7 protein-coding genes are annotated in these 14,442 nt (G+C 60.5%); all 7 read left to right on the top strand.

All coding sequences use genetic code 11. From position 1 onward, the window contains the following. Window positions 1-57: 57 nt before the first annotated feature. The 7 genes from BGO89_02770 to BGO89_02740 all read left to right on the top strand — a co-directional run bounded on the left by BGO89_02770 (window position 58) and on the right by BGO89_02740 (window position 14,423). Entirely contained in the window at window positions 58-5,769 is a 5,712-nt protein-coding gene (locus BGO89_02770) for a hypothetical protein (protein OJX59357.1), read from the top strand. Window positions 5,770-5,831: 62 nt separating this feature from the next. Next, window positions 5,832-8,303, top strand: a complete 2,472-nt coding sequence (locus BGO89_02765; protein OJX59356.1) for a DNA gyrase subunit A — start codon at window positions 5,832-5,834, stop codon at window positions 8,301-8,303. 73 nt (window positions 8,304-8,376) lie between these two features. Further along, window positions 8,377-10,167, top strand: a complete 1,791-nt coding sequence (locus BGO89_02760) for a hypothetical protein (GenBank protein OJX59355.1) — start codon at window positions 8,377-8,379, stop codon at window positions 10,165-10,167. 33 nt (window positions 10,168-10,200) lie between these two features. After that, window positions 10,201-12,021, top strand: coding sequence for a hypothetical protein (locus BGO89_02755; GenBank protein OJX59354.1), 1,821 nt, complete (start codon window positions 10,201-10,203; stop codon window positions 12,019-12,021). 10 nt (window positions 12,022-12,031) lie between these two features. After that, window positions 12,032-12,838, top strand: a complete 807-nt coding sequence (locus tag BGO89_02750) for a nitroreductase (GenBank protein ID OJX59353.1) — start codon at window positions 12,032-12,034, stop codon at window positions 12,836-12,838. Next, window positions 12,835-13,896, top strand: coding sequence for a hypothetical protein (locus BGO89_02745; GenBank protein ID OJX59352.1), 1,062 nt, complete (start codon window positions 12,835-12,837; stop codon window positions 13,894-13,896). The genes BGO89_02750 and BGO89_02745 overlap by 4 nt, the downstream gene beginning before the upstream one ends. Beyond that, window positions 13,893-14,423: a hypothetical protein gene (locus tag BGO89_02740; protein OJX59351.1), complete on the top strand. Its 531-nt coding sequence runs from the start codon at window positions 13,893-13,895 to the stop codon at window positions 14,421-14,423. Before BGO89_02745 ends, BGO89_02740 begins: the two co-directional genes overlap by 4 nt. Window positions 14,424-14,442 lie beyond the last annotated feature (19 nt).

Below are 14,442 nucleotides of genomic sequence, written 5' to 3'. Positions count from 1 at the left end.
AGTTAATGCGCCGTGGTACCTTTCGTATCACGGCGCATTCCGTTTGGGCCCCATCATATGCATATTCTGCTACTGCTTGCCGTTCTGTGCGCCGTTTCGGCATCCTCCAGGGCAACGACTGCCGACGCTTCCGCACAAGGGCTCACCGCCACGTTGTCGGCGAAGGCACTGACGTCGGAGTGGTCCGTCGTCGTCCCGGATGAGGGGAATGTCTCCGCACGCATGACCGTATACAGATGGAAGGCCGGCCGGCCGGCCGAGATGGATACTCTCGGCAAAGGGGACTTCGGCGTGACGATCGTACGCACGGGACGTTACGGAAACCATACCATGGCGACGCTAGCCGTGCAGCCGTGGCGACGGAATGGTGACGGATGGCAACGTGCCGACAGTGCGACGGTCCGTGTGACCTTCGAGCGCAACCTCGTCCGTTCGGCGAAGACATGGACATTGCCCGCATGGGCCAACCCGCTCCTGAATCCAGGTTGGGAGGAACGGGAGGTATCCGCAAAACGGACGGATGCAATACAGCGGATCATCGATCCCTCGTGGATCGATCCTTCACGTCCCCATGTGAAGCTCATGACGTCCCGTGACGGCATCGCACGGTCGACGGGTACGGCCATCCTTGCCGTGGAACCGGCGCTGACCGGTGCTCCGCTGGCCACGCTGACCCTGTTCCAGAAGGGAATCGAACGGCACATCTTCATCATCGATGGCGACGGCTCCGGAACGCTGACGGCATCCGATACGATTCTCTTCCGCGGACGCAGACCGGAAGGGGATACCATCTGGTACAATGTGCACGACACGGTGAGCACGTTCTTCCTGACGACGAGACCGGGAGAACATCTCCGCATGACGGAACTGGCAGGCTGCACCGGGGAGACGACACGACTGCCGGCACTCGACGTCGACCTGCATATCGAACGCGACGACGGTTTCTACCATCTCGGAAGCGGCATCGACGAAGTCTCGTCGACCTATCTGACCGACGATGCCTATCTCGAGGGATTCTACTGGGATGCCCTCAATGCGAAGGCGTTCGAGCGTCTGACCTTCCGGTATCCCGTGGCGGGAACGGGACAGCCGGACGACAGTATCCGGTTCTCGTTGCACTACGCTGCATCGACGAATGCCTGGAACTACAGCCCCGACAACAGAATGGACCTCTCCGTCGATGGCGAGGCGAGCGCGCAGACGATCACGGATGGCTTCGGCATGAATGTCGTTTCCGTGACGCTGCCCGGCAATCGCATCGCATCCGGTGCAACCTCCATGCGTGCCTTCTCCGTCGGCAACCCGGAGTTCTTCACGAAGGAGGACTACGTCTCGGAACTTCTGGTCGACTACGTGACGATCGAAGGCAAGGCCCTCCCGTATCTTATGGACGGCAGCTTCATCGGCCGGACCAGCGGTAGTGGACAGAACGCTCCATGGAGCGTTCCCGTCGACGGCTCACGGACGCGCGACATCTACGTGCTCGATACGACGATGAACAGACTGGCCCGGCATGTCGTCTCCATGAAAGGGAACGCCATCAGGGCATCGATCACGAAGGTCGATCGTGAATGGACGACGACGGACTGGAACGGTACGAAGTATCGTGCTTCGGTCGTCATCAACGACGAGATGATCTCCATCGATAGCATCTCCGGATTCTTCGCCATCGTCCGGCAACCTTCATCGACGACTGCGTTCACGACCGTTTCCACCGACGCCGAGACCCTTCTCACGGTACTTCGGACACTTCCGCAAGGCAGTACCGTCGTCGTCGGCGGTTGCGGATCGCAGGCATCGGCATCGTTGAAGAGCTGGATCTCCGAACAGCGGGCAACGCCATCGTCGGAACTGATATGGCTGCACGGCTTCGTACTCGGAGCCTCCTCGACGCTCTCGGCCGATGTCGGCAGTCGTCCGGTCGTCGCCGTGGATGGCTTCCTCGAACATGCCCAGGGACAGCGCTATTCAGGTGCGGTGTGCGTACCGTCGGACCGCGCACTCGGCCTCTACATCAACGATGACCTCGCCGTCGAAGTGGCGGTCGTACGCGCATCCGCGCTTGCGGATCTTCGTGCGCCGCACGCACAGGCCGACGTGATCTACGTCGCGCACGGTGTGCATCGGGCCAATGCGGAACGCCTCGCTGCGCACAGAAGGAGTCATAACGGGGTTTCGACGGCCGTCGTGGACATCGACGCGATCCTCGACGAATTCGGCGCCGGATCGAGGGCTCCCGAAGCATTGCGCGAATTTCTCCGTCATGCGTGGGAAACATGGCCCGAGCCCCGTCCTTCCTATGCCGTCCTCGTCGGCAATGCAACATGGGATCAGCGTGTCATCATCAAGGAAGGGAATGTCGGTGCGCGCAGACCCGACCAGGTACCTACCTACGGTCGACCATCGTCGGATTACTGGTTCGGATTGCTTGAAGGCGGTGACTACGCCTTTCCCGAAATGGTCGTCTCGAGACTTCCTGTCCTTACCGAAGAAGAGTCGAGTACGCTCGTCGACAAGATCGTCCAGTCGGATACCATACAGTTCTCTCCGTGGATGCGGCGATTCATGTTCGTCGGTGGTGGAGACGAGAACGAAGGGATGTGCCAGGTCTTCTACGACATGCTGCAGGATCCGTTCGGAACGGGCGACACGTTCACCGAGGTTCCGATGTGCATGGACTCCGTCACGCTCTGCAAGTACACCGCACCGGCCAACATCGGCTTCCTCATCACCCAGCAGCTCAATACGGGTGTACAGTGGATGAACTACATTGGTCACGGTGCCACGCAGCAGTTCGACATCACGGGCTGGGAACCCAGCGAACTGAGCAATACCGGGCGGTACGGCATCCTGGCCACCTATGCATGTCAGACCGGAGCATATTCCAATCCCAGCACGTTGTGCAAGAACGGTCAGTATCTCGTCGAACCCGGCAAGGGCTTCGTCGCGGCAGTCGGTGGAACCGGATGGGAGTTCAAGATCGCCGTCAGCATGCTGCACTACAATATCCATCAGCAGATCCGCGATGCGAAGATCCGCGGCGTGGGCGATCTCATCTATGCAGCCAAGCAGTCGTTCGCGCGGCGTGGCGACAGGGAAGGCTACAATACCGTCATGCAGTACTGCGTGCTGGGCGATCCCTTCACACGCATCAGGATGGATACCATTCCCGACGTCTATGCACGACGCCAGGATCTCGTGATCGCGGACCGGACGAACGACCTCCAACTCACGGAAGACGACTCGATCGCCGTGATCAGCCTGACGGTACACAATGCCGGTATCGGTACGACGCTTCCTCTGCTCGTGCGATGCATACGGACCTTCGAGGCATACGCCGACACCACGGAAATGATGATCGACAACGGCATCTGCGGCTCCGCCGTTCTCCGGTGCTCACTGGATATCGCAGGAATGACGGGTGAACACAATCTCGTCTTCGATCTCGATCCTACCGGTGTCTTTTCCGACGAGAATCGCGCCAACAACAGGCTGACGGCGGTAATGACGGTCTTCTCCCGAAGCGTCCTGCCCGTCGAACCACAACGCTGGTGGGATATGCCGATCATGAATCCGGTATTCCGCGTTCTCGATCCGCAGTCCACCGAAACGAAAACCCTCGACGTCGAGTTCGCCATCACGACCGCAGTCGATACGACCGACGCAACGACGGTGATGCGCTCGCAACCGTCGGAGATAACGCGAACGGGAAGCGTCGTGGACTGGTCGCCGACCCTCATTCTCGAACCGGACAGACAGTACTGGATGTCCGCACGACTCGTCGACCGCGTCAACGGTACCACGTCGTCACGCATCTGGATTCCATTCAGTGCGTCCGAGCGCACGGGACTAGGACAGGACGAGCAACGCCTGCGACAACACGGCAGCGGCCTGCGGCCAGCGACGGCCGGAGCGGTGGCATACGACGACGACAACAAGGGCTACGTTCTCGGCAGCAGGGAACTCGAGCTCTTCGTGCGTTCCAGCGGTGTGGGCGTCACCAATCCCGATTCCGTGCAGATCGTACGGACGTTCCAGGTACGCCTGGACGGCATCTACTATCGCGACAACAACTATCTGCGTGGACTGAACATCGTCGTATTCGGTCCGTACGACACGATTCCCAGAGCCATCCGCTGGTACGATACATGGCAGTTCCCGCAGCCTCCGGAAGCCGGCCACAACGGTTCCACGAGAGAATTCCTCACCTTCATGCGTGACTCGATCGGTGCTGACGATCGCGTCGTGGTCGCCGCATGCGACGAGGCCTTTTCCGGCTTCGTCAAGGACGGCAACATCGATACGCTTCGCGAGACGTTGCGCATGTACGGATCGATGTATGAGGACTCGCTCCGGAACAACAGTTCCTACGTGCTCGTCGGCCGAAGAGGTCTGGGCCGGGGTGCCGCCGTCGAAGGCTGGAAGGGTGCTCCCGATTCGATGGTGAAGATCACGACGAAGCTGCCGTTCTATCGACGCAACGGCTTCGTCGAGTCCGACTGGTTCGGTCCCGTCAAACGGATCGCATCGATCCAGGTCGGAGGCGATGGCATGGCAGGCGGGATGAGGACGGTATTGTACGGACGCCGTCGTGACGGCAGCGTGGACTCCCTGACTTCTTTCGAAGACGGTACAGGAACGTGGAATGACGTCGGTTCGGGTACGGACTACCTCGCAGTCCAGACACGTACCGAACTCACGCACGTTGCCGACAGCCAGCGGGAACCCGTCCTTCGTTCCGTGGATGCCGTCGTGGTACCTGCCGACGAATGGAGCATCGAACGCGGCGCCATCACGGTACCGGCGGAAGAGGTCCTTCGCGGCGATACCGTCGGCGTGACCTATCGCGTCAGGAACGTCATGCGCTCCTATGCATCATCGCGATCAGCCGTCACGCTTGTCGCGAGCGGGGCTACGGTAGGAGAGCACCCCGTGGACGTGACGATGCCGTTGCCCGCAATGGCGGCGAACACGACGTTCGATACGACGATCGCGATTCCCACGGCGGCCCTCGGTGAACGATCGACGATCTCGGCGACCGCCAACGAGGGGAATGTCCATCCCGAACTCTATGCCTACAACAACACGTCGGCCATCGTCCTGACCATCGGCGAAGACGACGTACCGCCGACCATTACGGTAATGGCGGACCAGCGTATCGTCCGTGACGGCGACTTCATCCTGACCGAGCCCCTCGTCGAAGTCCTTCTCTCGGACAATTCTCAACTGCCTATCAACGATTCCACGCGTCTGACGGCATACGTCAATGGCGACCGGATACGTCCGGCCGTCACGACGGACTTCCAGTTCCTGTCCACGCAGAACGTCTACGGACGCTACGCCGTCCCCGACGTTCGTGCGGCCCAGATCTTCCGCTACCGTATGGACAAGGGCCAGAACAACCTCCTCGTCCGCGCCAAGGATGCCACGGGTAACGAGGCGAATCTCGATATGGCCCTGTGGGTGTCGGACAAGACGCAATTGCTCGATGCTCTTGCGGCGCCGAATCCGTCGTCGGGGCCCGTCACGTTCGCCGTGCGGCTGGCTTCGCCCATGGCCAATACCCCTGCCCGGGTCGACATCTCCGACGTCCAGGGCCGTATGATCCGCCAACTGCCGGTCCAGCTCACCGTCGGTACGGCGTCGGTGGTATGGGACGGAAGGGGAGCGGATGGCCAGTCCCTGCCGACGGGGACCTATTTCTACCGGATTTCGCTGACCGGAGACCCTTCACTGTACCGTACGGGAATGCTGGTTCTTCTGCGCTGAACGCCCGGTTGGGACGGCCATTTTCCGTATTTTTGCACGTTCCAATCATCCTCTAAGACCGTATGGCCTTCCCGAACGAGCGAATTCTGCAGATTCTGATGGAAGACGAGATGCGCGATTCGTATCTCGATTATTCCATGTCCGTCATCGTTTCCCGCGCCCTTCCGGATGCGCGCGATGGTCTGAAACCCGTACACCGCCGGGTGCTGTACGCCATGTACGAACTCGGTATGACGCCGAACCGGCCCTACAAGAAAAGTGCCCGTATCGTCGGCGAAGTGCTCGGAAAGTACCACCCCCACGGTGACTCCTCCGTATACGATGCCATGGTACGCTTGGCCCAGCAATGGTCGATGCGCTACATGCTCGTCGACGGCCAGGGTAACTTCGGTTCCGTGGACGGTGACAGCCCCGCAGCCATGCGCTATACGGAAGCCCGCCTCGCACCGCTTGCGATGGAAGTCATCCGGGACATCGACAAGGACACGGTCGACTTCCGTTCCAACTTCGACGATTCCCTCCAGGAACCGACGGTACTGCCGACGGTACTGCCCACGCTGCTCGTCAATGGCGCGAACGGTATCGCCGTGGGTATGGCCACGAACATTCCGCCGCACAACCTGCGTGAGGTGTTGAACGGTATCCAGGCATGGATCACCGATCCCAACATCACCAACGAAGAACTGATGAAGTACATCACCGCGCCGGACTTCCCGACGGGTGGTATCATCTACGGCTACGAAGGCGTCCGCCAGGCCTATACGACGGGCCGGGGCAAGATCCTCGTGCGCGCGAAGGCCAATATCGAAACGAACAAGCAGGGCAAGGAATCCATCGTCATCACTGAGCTGCCCTATCAGGTCAGCAAGGCCGGCCTCATCGAGAAGATCGCCGACCTCGTGAAGGCCAAGACCCTCGAAGACATTTCGGATATCCGTGACGAATCCGACCGCGACGGCCTGCGCGTCGTCATCGAGCTGAAGCGTGACGGCATTCCGATGGTCGTGCTGAACAATCTCTACAAGCACACGCAGTTGCAGGTCACCTTCGGTGTGATCATGCTCGCCCTCGTCGAAGGCCGCCCGCGCATCCTTACGCTGAGGGAACTCATCGAAGCGTTCGTCAAGCACCGGAACGAGGTCATCGTCCGCCGGACACAGTTCGACCTCACCGCTGCCGAGAAGCGTGCCCATATCCTGGAAGGCTTCATCATCGCCCTCGACAACATCGACGAGGTGATCAAGACCATCAAGGAATCGAAGGACGTACCGACGGCCAGCGAGCGCCTGCAATCGCGCTTCGGTCTGTCCGAGATCCAGGCCAAGGCCATTCTCGATATGCGTCTGCAGCGTATCACCGGCCTCGAGCGCGACAAGATCCAGGCAGAATACCGCGAAGTCATCGAAACCATCGAACGCCTCCGCAGCATTCTCGCCAGCAAGGAACTGCAGATGCAACTCATCGGCGACGAACTCCGCGAACTCGCCGCAAAGCACAACGATGAACGCCGCACGCAGATCGTCTTCGATGCGAAGGATTTCACGCTCGAAGACATGATCGCCAACGAAGAAGTCATCGTCACCATCTCGCATAACGGCTTCATCAAGCGGACCCCCGTAACCACGTATCGCCGTCAGCACAAGGGCGGCCGTGGCGTCAGCGGTGCCGGTACCTATGAAGACGACTGGGTGGAAACGGTCTTCCGCGCGTCGACGCACCACTACCTGCTGTTCTTCACGGATCGTGGACGCGTCTATCGCGTCAAGGTCTACGACATTCCCGAAGGTTCGCGGAATGCGAAGGGGCGCTCGCTCGCGAACGTCATCCAGAAGGCCGGCGACGAAAAGGTCAATGCCTACCTGACGGTGACGGACTTCGAACGCGACGACCAGTTCATCTTCTTCGCGACGAAGAACGGTACGGTGAAGAAGACGCCCGTGAGCGACTTCGCCAACGTCCGCAGCAACGGTATCATCGCCATCAATCTCGACGAGAACGATCGCCTCATCGGCGCCCGTCTCACGGACGGTAACAACGACATCCTCATCGGCTCGAGTTCCGGACTCGCCGTTCGTTTCCATGAGTCGGACGTTCGTTCCATGGGCCGCGGAGCAGCGGGTGTGAAAGGTATCTCCCTCGAAGGCGATGCCGAAGTCATCTCGTTGACGGCCGTCCGTCACGGAGACTCGCAGGTCATCGTCGTCGGCTCCAGGGGCTACGGCAAGCGCACGCGTGTGGACGACTTCCGCATGACGAAGCGCGGTGCCAAGGGCGTGATCTCGATGAACATCACCGACAAGACAGGCCCGATCTGCGCCATTCTCGAAGTCAACGACGCCGACGATCTCGTCGTGATCACCGTCAACGGAATCCTGATCCGTCAACCCGTCAGGGACGTCCGCACGCTCGGCCGTAACACGCAGGGCGTGAAGCTCATCCGTCTCGAGGAAGCCGACACCATCGCCGACATCACCACGGTCACGCGTGACGACGAAGACGATGCGACCGAAGGCGAAGAGACGGCAGAGGCCTGACGCACGGACAATGACGCGACTACCACGAATACGCATGCAATGGGCAGGTTCGATACCTGCCTTTTGCATGTTGATGGTACTCTTCTCGATGACGGCGTCGGGACAGGTCGTGCGGGATGGACGCAAGAGCACGGATCCGAACGACAGTTCCTTCGCGAAGCGTAAGGTAGAACGCCCCGACTCACTCAATATTCCCTACGATGGCCACGGACGTCTTTCCGTCCTCGATCCGACACCGCAGTTCGACATCACGAAGCGCGATACCAGACACGTCCAGTACAGATCGCTTCCCGAGCTGCTGACCCGCTCCACACCATGGATGGCCTTGTCCGCGGGCGGGTTCGGACAGTACAACAGTCTCAGCATCGCCGGCGGAACGGGGAACGATCTCGCCGTGAGCATGAACGGCAGGGCATTGTACGAACCGTGGTCCGGTTCCCTCCATCTCGAACAGGTCGCCGTCGAAGGCCTGGAACGCATGGAACTCTATGTCGGCAGCGATGCCATCGGTCTCGCACCGTCATCCACGCTCGCAGTCCTGAACCTTCAGGAAATCCGTCACAACATCGCGACGCCGTTCACACGATTGTGGTATACACAGGAAGCAGGCGATCTCATCGCAGCCGATGTGTCGCTCGCACAAAACGTGGCACGCGACCTCAACATCGCCGTCGGAGTGCGAAGATCCGGAGCCAACGGCTCCTATGCACGAACGGGCTTCGACGTCTGGAACGTCCGCGCGGCCGTCCGCTATACGGCCACGGAGCGCATCCACCTCTCGCTCTCCTACAATCTCGCCAGTCTCAATACCGATCTGTGGGGGGGCATCCTCCCGGGGTCGGCGTCCATGACCGACGACTTCGCGTTGCCGCGCTATGCGGCCCTTCGCGACGAATCGCGGCGTCACGACGTCACGCTTTCGTCGTCGCTCATCACACCCGGTGATTCCACCGGACTCGTTTCCATTTCGACCTATCTCTCGACGATGGACATGCTGCGCCTGCGCGACAGTACCGGAGCCGTCCTCCACGGACGTACCCTTGGTGCGATCGGGCGCTTCGAACGCAGGTTCGGACCACTCCTCATCCGGTCCGGTGTCGTGATCGAGCACGCATCGCAGGAACGGACCATCTACACGACGGCATACGATGGTGTGACGACGGGCCTCTTCGGTCATGCACGTCTGCGTCTCGGCGAGATTGACGTCAGCGCCGCGGCACGGCTGTCGCGATCCGCACACGATACGCTCGTCAGCGGCGCAGGAGCTTCGCTCCTGTGGAGAGCCGCGAAGGACTGGTCGGTATCCGCCGATCTCAGTAGCATCGGCACGTCGATCCGCCAGACGCTGGCCATGGCCGCACTCCGGTGGCACCACGAGAAGAATTCGGCGACGATCATCGGCTACCATCGTATCGCCGACGCCGTGAACCAGACCGCGAGCGGTGTCGTCGGCCAGGGCACGGCACGCTTCGGTGCCTTCGAAGTCAGGCCGGTCGTACGCATCCAGCGCTCGACGACGTCGGGAACCAACGATGAGCGGCTGCCTCTCGTCAGCGGTCACGTTTCCGTGGCCTACGTCTACGAAGTCGGGACGAGCAGCGTAAGTCTCGGCATCACGGCCGGCGGTTTTTCCCCCATGCGACCCATGCAGTACGATCCGCTCACATGGTCCTACCTTCCCGGATCCACGAAGCAGGACTGGATCGGTAACGGACTGGACGGATTCCTTGCCGCGACCCTCGGCAATGCCACCGTACGGCTGAGCTGGGAGAATCTTTTCCAGCAACGGTACGCGACGACGGAACTCTCACCCGAAGCGCAGCGTAATCTCCGTTTTACCCTGAACTGGTCGTTCTTCGATTGAAGTATCTTGCAGCTTCCAGTACGAGGAGGCAGTATGGTTCCTGGAACGATTCCCGCGTTGTTCCTCGATGTCTGCGACAGGTTCCGTGGTCGGCCGGACAAGACGGCCTATGCGCACAAGGCGCAGGGCACGTGGCGGCATACCTCGCACGACGATCTCCGCCGTCGGGTGGAATGCTTCGCCCTGGGTCTTCTCCTCGAAGGTGTCGTTCCCGGCGAACGCATCGGCATCGCATCGGAGAACAGGATCGAATGGCCCATCGCCAACTTCGCCATCAACACGCTCGGCGCCATCGACGTTCCCGTCTTCCAGACACTGACGGCTCGCCAGGAAGCACAGATCTTCGCCGACTGTGAAGCCTCCGTGATCATCGTCTCCAATGCCTTCCAGCTGGGAAAGATCAACAGGATCCGTGACGAATTACCGAACCTGCGGACCGTCGTCGTGATGAACGACGACGTGGAAGCCGGTCCCGGCATCGTCCGCTTCAGCGACATCGTACGAAGAGGCGAGTCGTCGGCCACGGCCGACGACCGCGAACGGAAGTTCAGGACCATGGCGATGCGTGTCCAGCCCGACGATCTCCTGACGCTGATCTATACCAGTGGTACGACGGGTACCCCGAAAGGTGTGATGCTCACGCACCGCAACATCACGTCCAACATCGCCGGTGCCCTCGCGGTATTGCCGGTGAGCGAAGCGGACATCTTCCTGTCCTATCTCCCGTTATGCCATTCGTACGAGAGAATGGCCGGATTCTATTGCGCCTTCACGACCGGTGCCTCCACCTATTTCGCGGAATCCATCGAATCCGTGGCGGACAATCTTCGTGAGGTACGTCCGACCGTCATGACATCCGTGCCGAGACTCTTCGAACGCGTACGCGGACGTATCCTCGCGTCCGTGGACAAGCAGTCGGCAATGCGACAACGCATCTTCCATTGGGCGGTCGACGTCGGGCTGCGTGCACTCGATGCGGATAGGGCAGGCAGGCGTGGTCCGTTGCTCGCCGCACGGCATGCCCTCGCCGATCGGCTCGTCTTCTCATCCGTTCGTGAACGTATGGGAGGTAGACTGCGCTTCTTCGTGTCGGGAGGTGCGGCGCTCGCGCCCGACATCGGTCGCTTCTTCCAGGCGATGGGTATCGTCATCCTCGAAGGTTACGGTCTCACCGAAACGTCACCCGTGCTGTGCGTCACGCGACCGGGCGACATCGCCTTCGGTACGGTAGGAAAGCCGTTGCCGAACGTCAGGATCCACATCGCGGACGATGGCGAGATCCTCGCACGCGGTCCGAACGTCATGCGCGGATACTGGCAGGACGATGCCGCGACGGCCGAGGCAATCGATCCTGCGGGATGGATCCATACGGGCGATATCGGCGTGATCGATGGCGACGGCAACCTCAGGATCACCGATCGCAAGAAACACATCCTCGTCAGCAGCGGCGGAAAGAACATCTCACCGCAGCCGATCGAACAGGCGATGCTGCAATCGTCCCTCATCGACCAGGTCATCCTGATCGGAGATCGCCGCGAATACTGCACCGCACTCGTCGTTCCCGACGAAGACGCCGTACGTGACCTGTTCACGCACAACAGGCTCTCGGCATCCTCGCGCGAGGAAATGTTCGCCAGCGAGGAAACGTATCGTGCGATACGGTCGGACATCACACGCCTCCAGCTGGACCTTTCCAAGTACGAACGCGTCCGGCGCTTCACCATCCTGTCCACACCCTTCACGGTCGAGAACGGCATGCTGACGCCGACACTGAAGATCAAACGCAAGGAAGTCGAGAAGCAGTACAAGGACGTCATCGACGCCATGTACGATGAAACAACGGCGGACGAATAGAGGAGCGATCATGGTACTCAGTCTTCGCGATGCGATCAGGACGAGAAAGACGACGAACGGTCATTTCGATCCCCGTCCCGTTTCTCTCGAACATCAGCGGTTGCTGGTCGAGGCGGCAGGGCGCGCCCCGAGTCATTTCAATTCACAGCCATGGCGATTCGTGCTGATCGACGACGCCGATGTCCGTCGTCGCATCGCGGAGATCGGCGGTCGTACGATGAGGCAGTTGATGGAGCAGGGAACGTTCTTCCAGCGGTACAGGAAGTACTTCCGTTTCACAGAGGCGGAGATGGATACACGGCGCGACGGCATCTTCGTCGATCAGTTGCCCGGTCCCTTGCGTCCGTTCGTCAAACAGGTCCTGAGCGATACCGCGATGAAGATCATGGCCAGACTCGGAGTGCCGAAGCTTCTCGGCGAGGACAATCGCAAGCTGATCGAGGAGAGTCCGCTCATCCTCGCAGTGCTGCTCACCAGGGAAGAATATCGTCCAGGCGAGCTCAGCGGCTACTATTGCCAGCTCAGCATGGGAATGGCCATCGAACACATCTGGCTCATGACAGGAGAGCTCGGTATGGGTATTCAGTTCATCTCCACGCCGATGGAGATCCCCGATGCATGGGAGGAACTCAAGGCGCTCCTCGACGTGCCTGAATCCCTCGAACTGATGGCATTGTATCGCCTCGGCTATCTTCCTCCCGAGAAGCAGCGCCCGCGCATCGACTGGAAGAGCGATCAACGCAAGCGCCTCTCGCAGCTCGCCTACAGGAATACCTGCGCCACACCGGAACCGGATGCCCCGGAGTCGTTACTATGAAGAAGCCACGTATCGCCGGAATCGGAACAGCCGTGCCTCCTCACCGGATCACGCAGGGTGAAGTGCGCGACGTCATGCGGATCGTCTATGGCGACGAGTCTCCCGTGCTGGACAGGATGCTGTCGGTCTTCGACCACGACCACATCGGAGCGCGCTACGTCATACGTTCGATACCGTGGTATTTCGAGCCACGTGGTCTTCGTGAAACGACGGAAGCCTTCATCGAGTCGGCCGTCGACCTGGCCTGTACGGCGGCACGTAGCGCACTGGAACAGGCGGGAAGGAGCGCTTCGGACATCGCCTCCGTCATCGTCGTATCCACGACCGGTATCGCGACGCCGAGTCTCGACTCGTACGTCATCAGGCGACTCGGCCTGTCGCCGCATGCCCATCGCACACCGATCTTCGGTCTCGGATGTGCAGGCGGCGTGGCAGGACTCGCACGTGCGGCCGAGGCCTGCCGCCATCACGATGGCCAGCCGGTATTGCTCATCGCCGTGGAGATATGCAGCGTGACGTTCCAGCGCGGTGATACGAGCAAGAGCAACATCGTGGGAGCGAGTCTGTTCGCGGACGGTGCGGCAGCGGTCGTCATCGATGCGCAGGGCCACGGCCCGGCGATCCGATCGAGTTTCAGTACGCTCTATCCCGATACAGAGGACATCATGGGATGGGATGTGATCGATACGGGCTTCAAGGTCCGGTTCTCACGCGACATTCCCGACTTCATCACGACGCATCTTCCCTCGACGTTCTCCGAGGCACTCGAATACTGGGGCATCGGTCGTGACGACGTCGGTACCTTCCTCGCGCATCCGGGTGGAGCGAAGGTGATCGATGCCTATTCCGTGGCGTTGACGATAGAAGAGGATGACGAGGCCATGGCAGCGGCGAAAGGGGTCCTCCACGACTTCGGCAATCTCTCCAGTGCTTCCGTCCTGTTCGTGATCGAGCGTATCCTCCGGGAGCGTGTCGTATGGCCGCGCCGATATGGCGTTGCCATGGCTCTCGGCCCCGGCTTCAGTGCGGAGTTCGTTCTGCTCGAGCGCCCTTCATGATGCTCACGTCCATCATCGTACTGCTCGTCGTGCAGCGGCTCTTCGAGCTGCGCATCGCAGCACGCAACGCACGGATCTCGATGGCACACGGTGGAAGGGAATACGGAGCACGACACTATCCGTTCTTCATCGTCCTGCATACGACGTGGTTCGCGGCAATGGTCGTCGAAAGCACGATGCGGAAAGCGACGGAATTACCCGATCCCATATCATGGTGGTGGTGGATGTGTGCCGCTGTCGTCATCGCCGCACAAGGGCTTCGATACTGGGCAATCACGTCGCTCGGCGAAGCATGGAACACGCGTATCATCGTCGTTCCCGGACGAAGTCCTGTCGAACAGGGCCCCTACCGTTTCATGAAGCATCCGAACTACGTCGCGGTGGTGGCGGAGCTGTTCTGCATTCCGATGCTCGTGGGGGCACCGGTCACAGCTATCGTCGTGACGGTACTCAATGCGATCCTCTTGCTGGGAATCCGCATTCCAACGGAGAACCGGGCGTTGGAAGAAGGGAAGGAAGGACCCTGAAACACAAAGCCCCCGCATA

This window comes from Candidatus Kapaibacterium thiocyanatum, from assembly GCA_001899175.1.
Classification (GTDB): Bacteria; Bacteroidota; Ignavibacteria; order Kapaibacteriales; family Kapaibacteriaceae; genus Kapaibacterium; species Kapaibacterium thiocyanatum.
The sequence above is the reverse complement of the archived record's forward strand: the minus strand, read 5'-3'. Positions and strand labels throughout refer to the sequence as shown.

What these genes read in the sequence shown, in the direction of transcription:
- BGO89_02770 (OJX59357.1), top strand. Translation starts at nt 58, where the DNA reads ATGCATATTCTGCTACTGCTTGCCGTTCTGTGCGCCGTTTCGGCATCC.
- BGO89_02765 (OJX59356.1), top strand. Translation starts at nt 5,832, where the DNA reads ATGGCCTTCCCGAACGAGCGAATTCTGCAGATTCTGATGGAAGACGAG.
- BGO89_02760 (OJX59355.1), top strand. Translation starts at nt 8,377, where the DNA reads ATGGTACTCTTCTCGATGACGGCGTCGGGACAGGTCGTGCGGGATGGA.
- BGO89_02755 (OJX59354.1), top strand. Translation starts at nt 10,201, where the DNA reads ATGGTTCCTGGAACGATTCCCGCGTTGTTCCTCGATGTCTGCGACAGG.
- BGO89_02750 (OJX59353.1), top strand. Translation starts at nt 12,032, where the DNA reads ATGGTACTCAGTCTTCGCGATGCGATCAGGACGAGAAAGACGACGAAC.
- BGO89_02745 (OJX59352.1), top strand. Translation starts at nt 12,835, where the DNA reads ATGAAGAAGCCACGTATCGCCGGAATCGGAACAGCCGTGCCTCCTCAC.
- BGO89_02740 (OJX59351.1), top strand. Translation starts at nt 13,893, where the DNA reads ATGATGCTCACGTCCATCATCGTACTGCTCGTCGTGCAGCGGCTCTTC.